The following is a 17,524-nucleotide window of genomic DNA, read 5'->3' as shown; positions in this document are numbered from 1 at the left end:
AAGGTGTGTTTAATGAGTTATTCCAACAGTCGTATTACGAACCTGGTAAGAATTAATGGCAAGCGAGTGGATCTCTCGCAATTGGAGAAGGAATGGCGTAAACACCCGGCTGTAACACAATGTGCTATTGTAGCTGTGAAAGGGAAATCCGCCGATTTGCGGTTGGTTGCATTTGTATCAAGCACCAGCAGGCTGGACTGCCGGAAGCTGTGGTCTGAAATCAACCTGCCAGAGAATAGCGATCATGTTGTTTGTATTCAGATATCCTCGTTTCCGCTTTTACCAGAAGGCAAGATCGACAAAGAAACTCTCTTTTCGTATGCTGAAAAAAATGCAGAATTACTGAATTGGGAAGCGGCCATCCGGTCGCTTCCTGAGATCGGCAAAGCCGCGATCGTTGCGGAAGAAATACTAAATGAAATCGAACACGCGCATATCGATGATTTAATTGATATTGCATACACCAAGAAGGAACATTCCCTGCCGCAAGGAGAGGTGTTGGAGGAACGGGCTAACACGGGGATGAGCATCGGGCCATTAGCCATTATTCATGGAGGTACGCCAAGGTACTCGTCTAATGAACCAATTAATCTGGCTGATGTACTGGAAAGGGCTGCGCTGAACTACCCTGACCATGGAATACACTATATCAATAATGAGGGCCAGAACCACTTTCAGTCTTACGCTGCTCTCTTTCAACAGGCTAAAGAGGTAGCGGCGGGACTTAAGAAGCATGGTTTGAAGCCGGAAAATAAGGTCATCTTTCAGCTAGAAGAGAAAAAGGATTTCGTTCTCGCATTTTGGGCATGCATATTAGGAGGATTTGTCCCGGTTCCCGTTACAGTGCCTCGTTCCTTTACACAATCTGGTACCGATTTGAATACACTCAGCTATATTATAAATACATTGGAACAGCCGTATATCATAACGAATAGTAACCGGTTTGATGATATTAAAGACCTGCTTGCCAATCCCGGTCCGGAACTAAAACTGATCAAGCTAGAAGAGATGTTGCAGGGGAATTCTGCTCATGATGCTGATCATCATCGTGCCAATCCAGCGGATTTAGCAATCATATTGTTTACGTCCGGGAGCACGGGTTCACCTAAAGGCGTGCTTCAAACTCACGAAACCATCATTAGTCGGGAGAGAGGAACAACCCTCTTAAACCAGTTTAATGCAGAAGATGTTTCAGTGAACTGGATGCCTCTGGAACATGTGGGCGGTATTGTAATGTTTCATATTAAGGAAATGTATTTGGGCTGTACACAGGTACAAGTGCAAACCAACTACATTCTGGCAGAGCCCTTGCACTGGCTTGATATCATAGACCAGTATAAGGCCACGTTAACTTGGGCGCCTAATTTTGCCTATTCTCTTGTTTCCGAGAGACTGGAACAAACCGTAGGCAGAACATGGGATCTTTCCGCCATGAAGTTTATTCTTAACGCAGGTGAAGCAATCACAGCTAAAAGCTGCAAACTATTTCTGAACAAACTTCAACCATTCGGGCTACGTTCAAATGCGATGTTCCCCACGTGGGGGATGTCTGAAACATGCTCAGGGGTTATTTACTCTAATTCTTTTGACGCCGAACCTCTTTCAGGCATACGTGTACTTGAAACAGACGCAGTAACCGGGTCATTTAGAATGTCCAACCGGATGGAAGATGGTATAACCTTTACGGAGCTTGGACAACCGATTCCAGGAGTAGATGTAAGAATTGTAAACCCGAAGAATGAGCTGATGCATGAAGGTGACATTGGTAGAATTCAAATCCGTGGCCTCACGACAACTCCCGGTTACTACAATAATCCAGATGAAAATGAAAAAGCCTTTACCCCGGACGGCTGGTTCAATACGGGTGATCAGGGTTTCATTTGGAAAGGCTGTCTGACCATTACAGGACGGTTAAAAGATCTGCTGATAATTAATGGAGTCAATTATAGTAATGTTGAATTGGAGGGACTCGTCGAGGAGATCGATGGAATCGCCCTCTCTTTTACGGCAGTTTGCGCCATACGGGGTCAAAATAGCGAAACTGATAAAATTGCCGTATTTTTTGTATCAGAGCTTGAGCAGCGCGAAGCGACTTTGGAGCAAGTTCGTACAATACGGAAGAAGTTAAGTGATGCTTTAGGTTTGAAGATTGATTTTATCATCCCTGTCACAAAGAATGACATCCCCAAGACCAACATCGGAAAAATTCAGCGGTCCAAACTTGCGATACAGTTTCTGGCAGGGGAATTCAGCGCTATCCAGCGGGAAGTAGATGTATTTGAGAAAAATGATCGAACGATACCTAATTGGTTTTTTGAAAAGAAGTGGAGTCATGTACTGTCCTCTGCCAGTTTTCCTGATTTTCAAGGACGATCATTTTGGATTATTGATGATGGGGATAACAATTTCCTGGCTCATGCAATTTCGGCTCAAGGCGGACAAGTATTGCTGACCTCTCGTCAGGAAGAGAGCTACCCGCTTAGCCCGCTACCTACAGATATTCTGTATATCTCCAATTCCCAGTTTGCCGGTGAAAAGTTGTCGGAAGCAGAGATTAAATCCTCCCAACAGAAAGGCCTGTTTGGGTTACTTCATCTCATACAGACACTGGACAGAGCGAAGCCTGAAAAGATTCAGCTATACGTTGTAACCAAAAACAGTCAGCAATGCATGAACGAGCCGTGGCTGAATTATGGCGATGTCCCCATTCAAGGTTTTCTAAAAAGTGCTGCATTGGAGAATGCGTGGCTATCCTGCTGTCACGTGGATTTTGATTGTAGGGACAATGAATTTAGCGGTCTGATTGAAGAACTTAAAAATATCTCTCCCCAAGATGAAGTTGTATATCGTCAACATAAGAGGCTGCTTCCTCAGCTTGTGCCAATGGAAATTCAATATAACGACAAGCAAACAGTTAACTTACAGGCTGAGGGCATGTACTTGATAACTGGCGGGCTTGGTGGCATCGGCACTGAAGTCATTAAAGAGTTGGCTGAGCGGATGGACTTGAAATTTATTGTCGTAGGCAGATCCAATCTGGATGACGAAATGCAACACTGGGAGAGCAACACAACTGGTGGGCAAATTTCACTCCGATTGAAAGCTTATAAGGAGCTTGAGAAAAACGATGTCGATTTTCTCTATGTACATGGTGATTTGACAGATGTGGATTTTTTGAAAAACGCTATTACTCAAGGCAAGGAAAAATGGAATACGTCTTTGGCAGGAGCATTACATTTGGCAGGTGAAGGAAACTTAGAAGAACACTGGAAGAATTTTGAAGAACGGTTGATTCATAAAACGGATACAGCGATCTACGAGCGTATGTTTACAGCAAAGATATATGGAACACTGGCATTGCATGAGGCGCTCCTGCACGAGCCAGAGGCTGCTCTGATCCTTTTCTCTTCTGTAAATGGCTATTTTGGAGCTTCTACTTTTAGCGCATATTCTGCAGCTAACAGTTTTGTTGATCAGTTCAGTATCTATAGGGCGCATAACGGGTATCCCAAAACGTACTGTTTCGCATGGAGTCAGTGGGAGAACCTAGGCATGAGTCGTAATAATCTGGCTACCCAAGCCACTTCAAGTCGTGGATTTCTGCCGTTGTCCCGGTCTCAGGGCATTCATTCCTTACTGTACGGACTTACGGGTAACACTCCACTTATCTTTATAGGGCTGGACCGTAATCATCAAGATATCAGACATGGGATGAGTTATAACCAAAGCATCGAAATTACCCCTGTCATTTATTACACTTCTTCTGAAGTAGCGGATACAGCATCTTCCCGGGCCATCAGGGATACGTTAGCTGAATTTACCGTGGAAGGTTACAGGCTGATTGAGCTGGCAGAAATGCCGGAAACAATAGAGGGAACGATTGATTATGCCCGTTTAAGCTTTGTGCAGGGGGACCCTCAGATAGTACTTGAGGATGAAGAACCCTCATCGGCAACAGAGTCCGCAATCGTTCACATATTCAAGGAAATACTGCAAATTAGCCAGGTTAACCGTAATGACAGTTTTTTTGAACTGGGGGGACATTCTCTCAAAGCAACTCTAGTGCTGTCGAGAATACAGCAGGAATTAAACATCAAACTTCCCGTTCAGATGATTTTTCAGCATCCTGTAGTGAAACAATTGGCGAATATCATTGATCAGACACGCGAGTCTCATCAAAGTACAGAAATCCATATTCCGAAGCTTCCTGTGCAACGTTATTACGAGCTGTCACACGCACAAAAAAGAGTTTATATTCTAACGGAAATGGATTCGCAAAGCAATAATTACAATATTCTCGGAACATGGGAGATGCACGGTGTACTAAAGGTAGACATACTGAAAGAAGCATTCCAGCATCTCATTAACCGTCATCAGGGGCTGCGAGCTACCTTCGTCATGGTAGATGAAACACCTGTACAGCAAATTGCCCAGAAGGCAACTCTCAATTACAGCTATTTTGATGTCTCAACTATGGAGGAGACATCAAGGAAGAATACCATTCAGGAGATTGTAAGGCGGGAAGCAGAGAAGAGCTACGATCTGGAGCACGGTCCGCTAATGCAGTTAACTATCGTAAAAATGGCGCCTGATCAGCATATGATTCTCGTTGCCCAACATCACATCATCTCGGATGGCTGGTCATTGGGGCTCCTGATGAAAGAGCTGGGTGACATCTATGAAACGCTCCTTAAGGGTAGTGTTCCTGAAGCCGTGCAGGCGGAGCTTGAACCGACAGATTATTTTGCCTGGCATAACAGGATCGTGGAACAAGATCAGAAGAGTCGTAAGTATTGGTTAGCCAAGCTTGCAGGAGAACTTCCTGCCCTTGAACTGCCGCTTGATTTCACCAGGCCTGTCATGCAAACCTACAGCGGCGATACCAAACTTCTGACCATTCCATCTGAGTTGGCCCGTTTGCTGGAGGGAACGAGCCAAAAACATGGCGTATCGCTATTTATGACGCTCTTAGCTGTGTTCAAAGTACTGTTGTATAAGCTTACGGGAACCCAAGATATTATTGTCGGGTCTCCTATTGCAGGCCGTAATCATGCAACAGAGAATATGATAGGCATGTTTGTAAACACGCTCGCGCTTAGGACGCAAATCGATTCTGCTGAGAGTTTCACGGATCTACTGGAAAAGGTAAAACAAACCGCTCTGGATGGCTATGAACATCAGGAGTATCCTTTTGACAGACTGGTTGATGAGCTTCATCCCGAAAGGGATATCAGCCGTACTCCTATCTTTCAAGTCATGATGGGAATGGCCAATCTGCCACTGGAACTGGATTTAAAGGATTTGAAGATACAAGAAATTATTCAGGAGCATACTGTAGCAAAATTTGATTTAACGCTACATGTTTTTGAACGAAATGAAGCTCTGCTTGTATATTTTGAATACAATACAGATCTGTTTAGACTGGAAACCATCCAGCGCTTCATGAAATATTATAAGCGTTTGCTGGAAGTCTTCAGCTCACATCCTGCTCTTAAGATAAGAGAAGCTGATTTCCTTGATGAAGCTGAACGTTCCTACCTCATTCAGGAGGTAAATAACACCCGTCATTCGTATCCGCGTGATCGGAGTATCCAGGAGTTGTTTGAGGAGCAGGCAGAGGCAAATCCCGAGAAAATAGCACTATGCTGGAACGGACAGGAACTGACCTATGCCGATCTGAATACGCGGGCCAACATCATTGCTAATAAATTACGCCAATTGGAGGTACAGCGTGATGAGGTTGTAGGGATTATGGTTGAGCGATCCTTCGATGCTATTGCCGGCATTCTAGGTATCATCAAATCTGGAGCAGCTTATATGCCAATTCATCCAGATTATCCGCCGGAACGCATAACGAATATGTTGGAAGACTCGGGAGTACGGGTGGTGCTTACGCTACAAGGCTGCGAAAGTCTTACCGGTAAAACGGCTTATTGCATTCCACAAGGCGGTTTACAGCTGTTAGAAGGTGATGTGAATAACCCGTTATCTGTCAATCAAGCTACAGACTTGGCTTATGTTCTATACACTTCGGGCTCAACCGGCCAACCGAAAGGCGTAATGGTGGAGCAGCGAAACGTAATCCGATTAGTTCGAGATAACCAATCATTGCCGTTAGATGAGCGGGATCGCATTTTGTTGACAGGGGCTTTGACATTCGATGCCTCGACTTTTGAAATATGGGGTGCCTTATTAAACGGATCGACCTTGTATATGGTGGATGACCATGTGTTATTGGATGCTATAGAGTTGTCTCATCATCTTTCAGACTGTAGCATTACTGTTATGTGGCTCAGTTCGCCTCTGTTCAATCAATTGGCGCAAGACAATCCGGCTATGTTCTTACCGCTTGAAACCCTGATCGTAGGCGGAGATGTCCTGTCAGTCAGCCATATTAACAGAGTGAAGCAAGCCTGCCCTGAACTAACCATTATAAACGGGTATGGTCCCACGGAGAATACGACCTTTACGACGACCTATCCTATTATGCGGGAGTATGCTCAGACCGTTCCTATTGGAAAACCGATCAGTAACACGACTGTTTACATCCTTGATCCAGATGGGCAATTATGTCCTGTCGGTGTTCATGGGGAACTTTATACCGGCGGCGATGGGGTTGCGAGAGGATATATGAATGATCCGGTACGGACCGCGGAGAGATTCATTCATGATTCCTTTGCAGGGAAGGGCAGACTATATCGCACCGGAGATATCGTTCGTTTAAATGGTGAAGGGTGCGTTGAGTACATTGGAAGGACAGATAATCAGGTTAAAATACGGGGATTCCGCATTGAAACGGAAGAAATTCGAAATGCAATTCTGGCCAATGGGCTAGCCAAGGATGCTGTAGTTGTAGTCAAAAGTGATCTGAGCGGCCATAAATACTTAGTCGCATACGCCGTTCCTGAAGATGACGATAAGACCGTAGGCCAATTCAGAAATGAACTGCAACATATTTTACCTGAGTATATGGTGCCAAGTTTAATTGTTCTCTTAGCTCAATTGCCGTTGCTTAACAACGGTAAGGTAGACTATAAGGCTCTGCCGGAGCCCGACAGAGTAGAAGACACGGGTGAGAAGAACGATACGGCACCTACGAATGATATTGAAAAGGATATCGTTGAAGTGTATCAACAGGTTATGGGATTGCCCAAAGTTGGTCTCATGGATTCCTTCTTTGATCTTGGCGGAGATTCGCTATTAAGCATCAAGGTGGTATCCAAACTTAGGGATAGAGGATACAAAGTCGACCCAAAAAGCATATTTATGTTCTCGACGCCAAGGTCTTTAGCAGAAAAGATTGCTGCGAACGGTGAACCCGTTGAGGTTGGACAGAGAGGACCGAAGGATTATCTTATTGATCTGAACTCCAAAGCAAACCAAGGTAAACGATTGATCCTTGCTCCGCCGGCAGGAGGTACTGTTATGGGCTATATTCATTTAGCGCAGCAGTTGGATTATCCCGTATATGGACTTCAAAGTCCCGGATTGTATGAGGATGAAGTGCCGCAATATTTAAGCTATGAGGAACTTATAAGCTGTTTCCTAGAGTCCATTAACGACACCTATAATCCGAAAACAGATTATCTGGGTGGTCATTCCGTAGGCGGTCATATCGCGTTCGGGATGTGTCAGGAATTAATCCGGCAAGGACGGCCGCCGAAAGGCTTAATTATTCTGGATACAACTCCTTCCCTTGAACTCGTAAAAGATTCAGATGATGGAGAAGACGTATCAGAGGAAGAATTGAAACTGATGCTGTTGGTATTAGGCATGGGGAACATGGTAGGGCTTCCTAATGACCAGATCAAGGCTTTAGGATATGAGAAGGCCAAACAAGCAATTATTGAAGCAGCCAAACAGGATGAGCTTGTCCAGGACTTCATGACAGCAGACTATCTCAATAAATATTTACAGATCCAGCTTCATAATGTAATGATGTCCCGAGTGCTGGAACTGGAAGCTACAAAGCTGTCTATCCCTATTATTGTCATGAAAACCACTGATCACCCCGATGAGATTGTAGAACGCTTTGATGCCTGGAACAATTATAGTTCGGGAGGCGTACGTTTCATTGATGTTCCGGGAAATCACGTTACGATGATGAGACAGCCTCACGTGATGCAGCTTGCATTGCTTATTGATGAGGCTACCAAGGAAGTAAGTATCTATTGATATATTTGAGAAAAGGATCATGTTCCTTTTAAATTTACAGTTTAACCCAAGGGCTCGTCTGGTCAAAACAGGCGGGCCTTTTTGTTTGTCATAAGCAAGGCCGGAATAACATATGGATTTGTAGCTGTGAGCTTTTGTATAAATTTACGTAAATGTTGAACACATGAATTGAAGACTTTATTGATTAGATACAAGGATTTATAACAACTCAAATAGAATAAGATGAAGTGATCGTCTAATTATCCATGATTATATTTTTGGGTCAGCTGAGACGATTCACCTTTGAAGGATGTTGGTTGATATCCTTTTAAGAAAAAATGGAAGGGAATGATCTGTATGAAAACTAAACAATTATTAAATATGCAGACGAACGGGATACAAAAAATGAATGGCTGTGAAAGCGAGGAGCTAATCAATGAAATTAGTGTTAAAAGATGTAAGGAAGAGTTTTGGTGAGAAAAAGGTATTAACCGATGTAAATGTTCAATTGGAAAAGGGTAAGATTTATGGCCTTCTTGGACGAAATGGTGCCGGAAAAACAACATTATTTAATTGTTTGGGTGGAGAGATTCAAGCGGATAACGGCACGATGAAACTGGTGAGCGAATCTACATCACGTGATTTAGAGATGGATGATGTAGGTTACGTATATTCTCTGCCCATATTACCAGAATTTCTTACAGGATATGAGTTTGTACGTTTTTTTATTGAAGTTAATGGTGATGTGATCGACGGGCAAGAAAACGATATGGATAGCTTATTCGATATGATGCATATGTCACATGAAGACCGCCACAAGCTCATTAAACACTATTCGCATGGAATGAAAAATAAAGTTCAAATGTTGTTATTTTTACTCATCAAACCTACAGTGATCCTGCTGGACGAACCGCTTACTTCCTTTGACGTTGTCGTTGCCAGCGAGATGAAAAAGCTGCTACGTGATATGAAGAAGGATCATATCTTGATTTTCTCCACTCATATCTTGCAATTGGCAACGGATCTGTGCGATGAATTAATGATTTTAAATCATGGAAGTCTGACTTCAATCTCACCTGAAATTCTCACTCAACCCGACTTTGAAGCACAAATTATCAAGTTATTGCGAAAAGAAAATGAACTTGGTATAGGGGAGGAGAATGCCGATGCAGGGAATATTTAGTACGATTTCTCGCATGTGGCAGCTGCAGGTGATTACGTTAGTCAACCGTTTAATATATTCCATGCAAAGGTTACCGGTGGTAGGCATTTTAATTCGTGATCAAACGTATGCTGCTTTCCGGACGAAACGCACATTAGGTGCAGTTGCCGTAGTTCTCATGTTTGGCGCGGGATTATCAGAAAGTTTACTCTACTTCTGTGGAATGCTTGCACTGCCCGTCTTATTATGGACGGAAGATCATTCTACGGATCGATTGGCACTTCTTCTTCATATGTATTTTTGCATTAGTGGCTTAATGGGAGGCATGACTAGTGCAAAAGTGTTGGAATCCAACAAGATGAAATACACTGCGACCAGGCTGATGCGAATGGTTCCGACCCGATTTATGCGAGCTGTTCTGCTTCACCGCTATACAACTTTCTTCTTATATCAAGGGATTTCGTTTTCTTTGGTTTCCGTTTATTTCAACTTTTCAATCGTTCATGCTTTGCTGGTCGTGGGGATCATTACCTTATGGCGAGTGCTATGCGAATTATTTCATTTGGCAGTATTTCAACGGATGGGCATAGTCCTTGTACAGAAAACATGGGTTATGAGCTTAACGATGTTCATCGCACTGACTCTTGCTTACCTTCCCTTAACTCCGTGGGGTATCCCTTTATTTGGGGCTCGGATACTGGATCAAGAATGGCTTATGACATGGATAACGTTGTCAGGTGCTGTCGCTGGGTATGTTCTGTTAAAACATACGGATTATTCTGCCGCTGTGCGCGCAGTAACAAACTATGCTGATCCATTGTTAAACACAGAAATCATGTTGGCTGATCTTCAACAACGAATGATCCAGTCCAAAGACAAGGATCAGAGCGGGATTTCATCCTCTATACCTTATGTCAGCGAGCAAAGTATCTCAAGCCCAGAGGGATACAAGCAAATTCACCAACTATTCGTTACGAGACATGTTCATCTTCTTCATACACCGTTTCGAAGACGTTTGTTAGCTATTTTGATCATTGGTTTATTAGTCTCTTTATTGGCATTCATCTTCAATGATCACATCTCTCTGGATTACCTTGCAAGATTTAGCCCTTTACTCATTCTGGTTATGCTAAACCTGACAGTAGGTAGTCAAATCTGCAAGATTCTATTCTTCCATTGTGACAGACCACTTATGCGTTATGCATTTTACCGCAAGGATTCGAACGTGCATTTCCTTCTAAGATTTAAAAGTTTATTAAACATGAATCTAAAATTAGGTTTATTGTTCGCGGCTGTAATGAGCGTTCCCATACTCATATTAACGGAGGGACGAATTATAGATTCACTCCTTGCTCTCTGGATTTTGATTATTACGCTGACCGTTTTCTTCTCATTACATCACCTGTTGTTGTACTATGTGTTTCAGCCCTACACAACGGAGCTGGACACGAATAATCCCTTGTTTACAATCGCGAGCAGTCTTATCCCATTAAGCATTGTTATAGGGATGTTTATAGGGCCTACACTTTGGGCATTAACTGCTGCTCTAATTATATTGACTGTAGGTTATCTGTTCAGTGCTTTGCCCCTTGTCAGAAAATATGCTCCAAACAATTTCAGAGTAAAATGAAGGAGAGTATAGGTTCATCGATCTTCGTAAAATGATCTTCATTTAAACGCTAGAGTGTATCCTCCCTTCTGAAAAGAAGGGGGGGGTTGTTATTCATCTGGCTTTCCAATGAGGAAGAGACTAATGTGAGACTTGAACAATTATCCGTATTGAATAGTCGTCTGGATTCTTTTCTGTCCAATAGGTGTGCAGTTCCAATGCATATACATCTCCGCTTACTTTCATTCCTTTACCTGCAATGTACTTCTCACGTTAACCATGAAAATTCCAACAGGATTGAAAGTTCCAGTAAATGTGAAAGATAGTTTGGATGAAGCTTTAATCGTAGCAGAAAGATTGCCTGGGTCTGCATCGGAAACATTGAAACAAGCCGCACGATTTGCGTTTGATCGGTCCTTTTCCGCTGTTATTGTAGCCATTATTGTGTTACTGGTAGTTGTTTCATTAAGCATGTTATGGATTGGATCACGATCAATGAAAAAAGCAGAAGAACCGCTAATTTAGTTGAATCCCATTCATAGTATAATTAAAGAAACTCTTCGTTGATCGAATTCGAACTGTTTTACTGATGTTTTATGTATATTGTGATAAATAAAAGTGTACCTAGCAGAGAAAAGATTTCCATAAATAAAATTCTGGAGGCGAATAACATGCTGGAATTAGAGTTTTCGACTATAGAGACGTGGGATGAAGCCTTATGGGCGCGGATGGAGCGAATCTATCGAGAGGCTTTTCCAACCGGCGCTAAGACAAAAGCAATTCTATGCAATATGCTGGACCGTGGAATTGGTTATTTACACATGGCCGCGCATCAAGAAAATGTAGTTGCAATGGCTGTTACTGGACTGGTAGGGAAGGGGAAAGAGCGTCTTCTGATCGTCGACTATCTCGCGGTTGAACAGAAGCTACGTGGATCGGGCATAGGGACGTGGATGCTGAAGCAGCTCCGGGCTTGGGCCACAAAGGAACACGGGGTCGAAGGTATCATTATCGAGGCCGAATCCGGGATGACGGAGGCTCATCTGGAACGCATTCAGTTCTGGCAACGCAACGGGTTTGTCCTGACATCCTATGTTCATCAATATAGCATGGTGCCGGAACCGTATCAGGCCATGAAATTGCTATTGGATAGAAGTAAGCCTGTGCTTGATGATGGTAAAGCAATATTTAAATATATTAACGCTTTTCATAAAGTAGCCTACCGGAAAAGTTAGACCGTAGTTATGGTAGCTCATTGAGATAGTAACCTTTATCCATTGATACCATCTACACGATGCTCACTCCGATATTTTGAGGGAGACTGGTCGTAATATTTTTTAAAGGAATGACTGAACCGTTCCGGTGTTGAAAAACCTGCGGCGATAGCTACTTCTCGAATCAGCAAATCGGTCGTCAGCAGAAGCTGGGCTGCAGCCTCCATACGTGCTTGCCATTTTTTGTCCTTAAACGACATTCCGTATTGCTTCTGCACGGTTCTTTCTGTCTGTCTTGTACTTAATCCAATTTTGTCCGCAAGCTGTTTCAGTGTTATGGATTGATAATCATATAAGAAACTGTTCTCAATGGCCACAAGCCTGCTATCATTTAAGGTTTTAACCGGTGCATTCAGTACCGCGATGGGGCCTTGGTGATAATGTCTGATCGTTCGAGCCACAATCATCTCGAGTATGTTCGTTGCCATGTGATGAAAACCAATAGGTTTGAGAGACACCTCCCAAGCAAGCATTTCAAATAAAGTCATCATGTTTTCCTGATCAGGGCCGATCCAGAAAGGCGTATCTAGCAACCACCTAGAGAGTAGCCCTTTCCTTGAAAGATCCTTTGAGTTTTGTTTCAGGTGGAAGGGTCCCGATATAATCTCAAAGAAAATACAATATTCGGCCATGGGGTCCGTTTGATCCGGGATTTGCTCATGTTCAACTTCAGGGCCGGTCATAAACAAAGTGCCCGGTGTCAAGGTATACTGCAACCCGTTGGCAATAAGAAGACCCCTGCCACGAGGAATATAATGAAGCTCATAGCTGCCGTGACTGTGGCTGTGCTTGGGCATCGTTTGATGAAAATAACCGAATTTTACATACAGTACGTTAAGAACAAGGTCATCGAGTCGTAACTTGATATCGATATCATCAATATTGATCGTGGGTAGATTCATGGTTTATTCTCCTCTGTCATAATGCGACATCTTATATGGAACTTGGTCGGTTCTTGTGATAACGCAACTCCATTACCCATCCCTATAATTATATCTATGAAATCTGGATTGGGAAATGGCAAAAGGGGGAGAAGAAGTTGGGAAAAACGAGAACTCATCTATATGATAAAGGCAATTACGCTCTGAATTATACCGAAATACCCGCTGTAAATCCGGGCCACGCCTGGAGAGACGGCATGGTAAGCGGAAATGGAAGAAACGGTTATGTCACGTCAGGTTCACCTTACTCCGATAGCTTTATTTTTCAACATATGTGGTTTAATTTTCCTTCAGCTGACCCCAGAGAAATACCACCAGAACTGACTAGTCAATTGCAGGAAGCCAGACAAAATGTGTTTGAACAGAATGACCAATGGAAAATCAAACACGACAACGGTGAGACACGTGTAAGAACATTCTATTATAGTTATCATCCAGGTCATCAGCTCCGTCTGAGTATGGTGAACAGAGGAAAAGTGTCAGATTATGAACGATGGACGAACTATGAAACGGCCGAAACGGGCGTAAGATATCGTGATAACGATGGCCTGTGGGTACGTACTTCGTTTACATCCAGAATAGATGATGTTTCCATTACCAAGCTGGAGCATTCTGACCTTGGACGGAAGATCAATATGGTGTTGCAGCTTGATGATATTTCACATATGGACGGAGCCCATAACGGAATGTCCGAAGTTCATGCACTTCGATACAAAAAAATGGTGGATACCGAAGCTTCTTATCTTGCTCAAGTAGTTCATTATCCGTCTTATGCAGGCAGCGAGTTGTGCCATGGAGGGTATGCGGGTGTCACTCAAGTTATTGTTGTTAATGGTACGAAGGAACGAATTGTGTTGGAAGACTCAGGCGAGGAGATGAATGTAGGACTGGAACAAAACCCTGCGATTCAGATTAAAGATGCCGATGCCGTGTACCTCATCACTACTTCGGGACGAACTCATGAAATGGGGTGCATAGAGAACTTTGCCTCCTGTTCAGGCTACTCCCTTATAGATGAGTTGTTACAGCATACTCAGTCTGTCTTACAGAAATATAGTCATGAACAATGTGCATTTGACTATGAACAAGCACTTTTATTACATGCCGAATGGCATTCTCGTGAATTTAATGCTGTACGTTTTGCACTCCATGGTGATGAAGAGCAAAAAGATATGGATAATTCGAAACTCATTAAACTGCAGCAGGCATCCGCAAACCGAATTAATCATGCATTTATGGAACAGGTCTATAACCAGGGGCGATATGCTATGATCTGTTGCAGCGGAAGCAGTGCCCCTCGTTTATACGGAATGTGGACAGGCGAATGGAATCCGGGGTGGAGAGGCATTTACACACTTGATGCGAATGTGAACCTGCAAGTTGCAGCGATGAATACGGGGAATTTAACACAGGCTCAGCTCGGATATATTACATTTTTCCTCAGAAACGCCCCGGATTTCGAAGCCAACGCCCGTATGGCCTACGGCATGCATGATGCAATTCAGGTAAGTGTTAACTCAGACGGAGATCGTGCTATGCATGTCGAATATGATAACGACTATCCTTTTGAATACTGGAATGCAGGTGCGAGCTGGTGTTTACTTCCTATTTTTGAATACTGGCAATGTTTTGGAAACCGCGATATTCCTATTGTGGAGGAGATGGATATCGATCGTCTGCAATTCCTGTTATCTGTTCATGACAACGGCTTATCCGATGCAGCATTCTATAGCTTGAAGGAACGTGGTACGCTTAATCTGCTCGAAGATATTTTGCTGCCACTACTCACCAAGCAGGCTAACTTCTGGGAACAGATCTGTACACCTGAGTATTTCATAGATGTTACGGGGCAATCACGATATGAACCAGGCAAAAGCTCCTTACTTGCCGGTGAGCGTTATATGATTATTCCTACGTACTCTCCTGAAAATCACCCGATTGGTTATAACAGCACCATCACCGCAAACGCTACGATGGACATCTCTGCAGCACGAGATGGATTAAATATGGTTATTCAAGCGGAGATGGCTTTAAAGCGCCCAGGATATGAGAAAGCGGTGGATAAGTGGAATAAGCTTGTGGGTCAGTTGCCAGCATATCGATACGATGAAGATGGTGCGCTCTGTGAGTGGGCTATGGCCGAGTATATTGAAAACAATGATCACCGGCATCTGAGTCATTTATATGCTGCTTGGCCTGCTTACGAAACCCACGGTGATGCTGATCTTGCATCAGCTTCTGCAATAGCTCTGGCAAACAGAGACAAGATTAACACAACGGATGCAACAGCAGGTCATGGCTGGATGCATAAAGCACTGGTACATGCACGCTTGAAAAATGCAGATGGTGTCCTTCATTCACTGTTACCGATGATGACCGCAGAAGGTTATTATTTTTCTTTGATGACTGATCATGATACAAATCGTAGAAATCATTGTTATTGTACAGACACTGCTTTTGGTGTAGTTGCCGCTCTACAGGAAGCTTTGCTCTATTCTAATACAGGAGAAATAGAAGTACTGCCTGCACTTTCTTCAGACTGGATGTCCGGTAACATCGACGGGCTAATGGCAAGAACACAGGTAAAAGTAAACCGTTTGTCATGGGATCAATCAACGGGGATAATCAGCGTAGTTTTGTCTTCACTTATTCAAGATAATACCATTCGACTGAGTTCGGGATTCCCATGGACAACTGCTCTGGTTGATGGAGTGGAGGCACAATTACACATGAATGGTAAACAGAAATATGTGAACTTGACACTGCAAGAAAATCAGGAGACTTCTATCGTTTTCAGTAGGGTTTAAATATCGAAAAGTGGAATAAGGCTATAATTTGGAACGTCAGTAAAAACCTTTTACAAATATTATCAGTGGGTTATAATACAATCACCGGATGAAATGAGCCAACAATAAAGTGAAATATTGTTATTCTTCTATGAAGTCTGACGCATAACTGAATGTCGTTAAAAGAACAATTTCATTAACCATATGGGAGGTAAGTTTATGTTGAAGAAGAAAATTTCCACAGCCCTGAGTGCAACTTTAATCGTTTCTATGTTAGCGACTGGTGTAATCGTTGCGATCCAAGGTACAACGGCGTTAGAGGTAGCGAAAACAGCAGGAGATAAAAAGGTTGAAGTTATTAAAGGTATTGAGAACAACTGATTCGACATTCACTTGAATCAATAGAATGCAACATAACAGAAACGCTCAAAAATAGTTTATCGATTAACCTCAGAATAGTTCTATCATCTGAGGTTTTTTCGTTAGTGCAGATAATCCGCTTGCAAAACATTGAAGAAAGATGATTTAAATGAATGAAAAGAAAGCAGCATTTGGATTTCTAATGGTGGAGGAACGATATGGACTACAATTCACAAAAAAAAGCAAGATTACATACGAAACTTCTTCGCAATTCTACTATAGCGGCGGGTCGTCGTCATACCATTGGACTTAAATCAGACGGTACCGTAACAGCTGCGGGTGATAATAAATCCGGACAATGTAAAGTAAGCGGTTGGAGCCATGTCATCGCAGTTGATGCTGCAAATGTTCATATGGCTACGAACACGGGGAATGCCCACACGGTTGGTCTTCAATCTGATGGTACAGTATCCGCTACAGGTTGGAATAAGCATGGACAATGCCATGTAAGCGAATGGCGCGATATTGTTGCTGTTTCTGCAGGTTGGTGTCGTACTGTCGGGGTTTCTTCAGATGGCTCGGTCATTGCGGTGGGGCGGAACAATGAAGGTGAGTGCAACGTTAACAGCTGGCGCGATATTGTATCGGTCACGACGGGGGACTGGCATACCGTCGGTCTCAGATTAGACGGAACAGTAACAGCCGTCGGTAACAATAAATATGGACAATGTAACGTTAAAGGTTGGAGCGACATCATAGCTGTTTCCGCCGGTTATCTTCATACGGTCGGGCTTCGATCGGATGGCACGCTTGTGGCTGTAGGTAGGAATAAGGAAGGTGAGTGTGAAGTAAGCGACTGGCGTGATATTGTTGCTGTTGCAGCGGGAAGTTATCATACGGTGGGCCTGAAATTAGACGGTACGGTCATTGCTGTGGGTTCGAATAAACATCAGCAATGCGTTGTAAGTAATTGGCGTGAGATTAGAGCTATTTCAGCGGGATGTGCCCATACCATCGGACTGAGATCAGATGGTACAATGGTTGCGGTGGGTGATAATGATTATGGACAATGTGATGTAGGTGGTTGGCATAACATCAAACCATAAGCCGTCTCAACAAAGAGGTTATTTTAGGCTTCATGCACCGGCTTTAACTTATTTGATAAGAAGGGCATCAGGCGTAAATATAAGGACACCCACGCAAAAGTGGGTGTCCTTTCTGTCTTTCTCTAGAGATCG

Annotated in this window: 8 protein-coding genes; 7 read left to right on the top strand and 1 reads right to left on the bottom strand. The window is 43.2% G+C overall.

Annotated features, from left to right (window positions below; genetic code table 11):
• Positions 1-12: 12 nt before the first annotated feature.
• From M3629_RS09230 to M3629_RS09215, 4 genes are all read left to right on the top strand, one after another.
• Entirely contained in the window at positions 13-8,175 is an 8,163-nt protein-coding gene (locus tag M3629_RS09230; RefSeq protein WP_251505017.1) for a non-ribosomal peptide synthetase, read from the top strand.
• Positions 8,176-8,590: 415 nt separating this feature from the next.
• The gene (locus M3629_RS09225) at positions 8,591-9,337 is read left to right on the top strand and encodes an ABC transporter ATP-binding protein (protein ID WP_251505015.1); all 747 of its coding nucleotides are present in this window, start codon (positions 8,591-8,593) and stop codon (positions 9,335-9,337) included.
• Positions 9,321-10,946: a hypothetical protein gene (locus tag M3629_RS09220; RefSeq protein WP_251505012.1), complete on the top strand. Its 1,626-nt coding sequence runs from the start codon at positions 9,321-9,323 to the stop codon at positions 10,944-10,946. Before M3629_RS09225 ends, M3629_RS09220 begins: the two co-directional genes overlap by 17 nt.
• 650 nt (positions 10,947-11,596) lie before the next feature.
• Entirely contained in the window at positions 11,597-12,160 is a 564-nt protein-coding gene (locus M3629_RS09215) for a GNAT family N-acetyltransferase (RefSeq protein ID WP_251505009.1), read from the top strand.
• Between the two features lie 35 nt (positions 12,161-12,195).
• Here M3629_RS09215 and M3629_RS09210 read toward each other — a convergent pair whose 3' ends face one another.
• Complete coding sequence (locus tag M3629_RS09210; protein WP_251505007.1) at positions 12,196-13,101, bottom strand: helix-turn-helix transcriptional regulator; 906 nt, start codon at positions 13,099-13,101, stop codon at positions 12,196-12,198.
• Positions 13,102-13,238: 137 nt separating this feature from the next.
• On the opposite strand from M3629_RS09210, the gene M3629_RS09205 reads away from it, so the two are divergent.
• The 3 genes from M3629_RS09205 to M3629_RS09195 all read left to right on the top strand — a co-directional run bounded on the left by M3629_RS09205 (position 13,239) and on the right by M3629_RS09195 (position 17,392).
• A complete protein-coding gene (locus M3629_RS09205) occupies positions 13,239-15,947 on the top strand; it encodes a glycosyl hydrolase family 95 catalytic domain-containing protein (protein ID WP_251505005.1) in 2,709 nt (902 codons plus the stop codon).
• 198 nt (positions 15,948-16,145) lie between these two features.
• Positions 16,146-16,307, top strand: a complete 162-nt coding sequence (locus M3629_RS09200; protein ID WP_251505003.1) for a hypothetical protein — start codon at positions 16,146-16,148, stop codon at positions 16,305-16,307.
• Between the two features lie 197 nt (positions 16,308-16,504).
• On the top strand, positions 16,505-17,392 hold the full coding sequence (locus tag M3629_RS09195; RefSeq protein WP_251505000.1) for an RCC1 domain-containing protein: 888 nt from the start codon (positions 16,505-16,507) through the stop codon (positions 17,390-17,392).
• The last annotated feature ends 132 nt before the right edge of the window (positions 17,393-17,524 follow it).

The organism is Paenibacillus polysaccharolyticus (assembly GCF_023714295.1).
GTDB lineage: Bacteria > Bacillota > Bacilli > Paenibacillales > Paenibacillaceae > Paenibacillus > Paenibacillus polysaccharolyticus_A.
The sequence above is the reverse complement of the archived record's forward strand: the minus strand, read 5'-3'. Positions and strand labels throughout refer to the sequence as shown.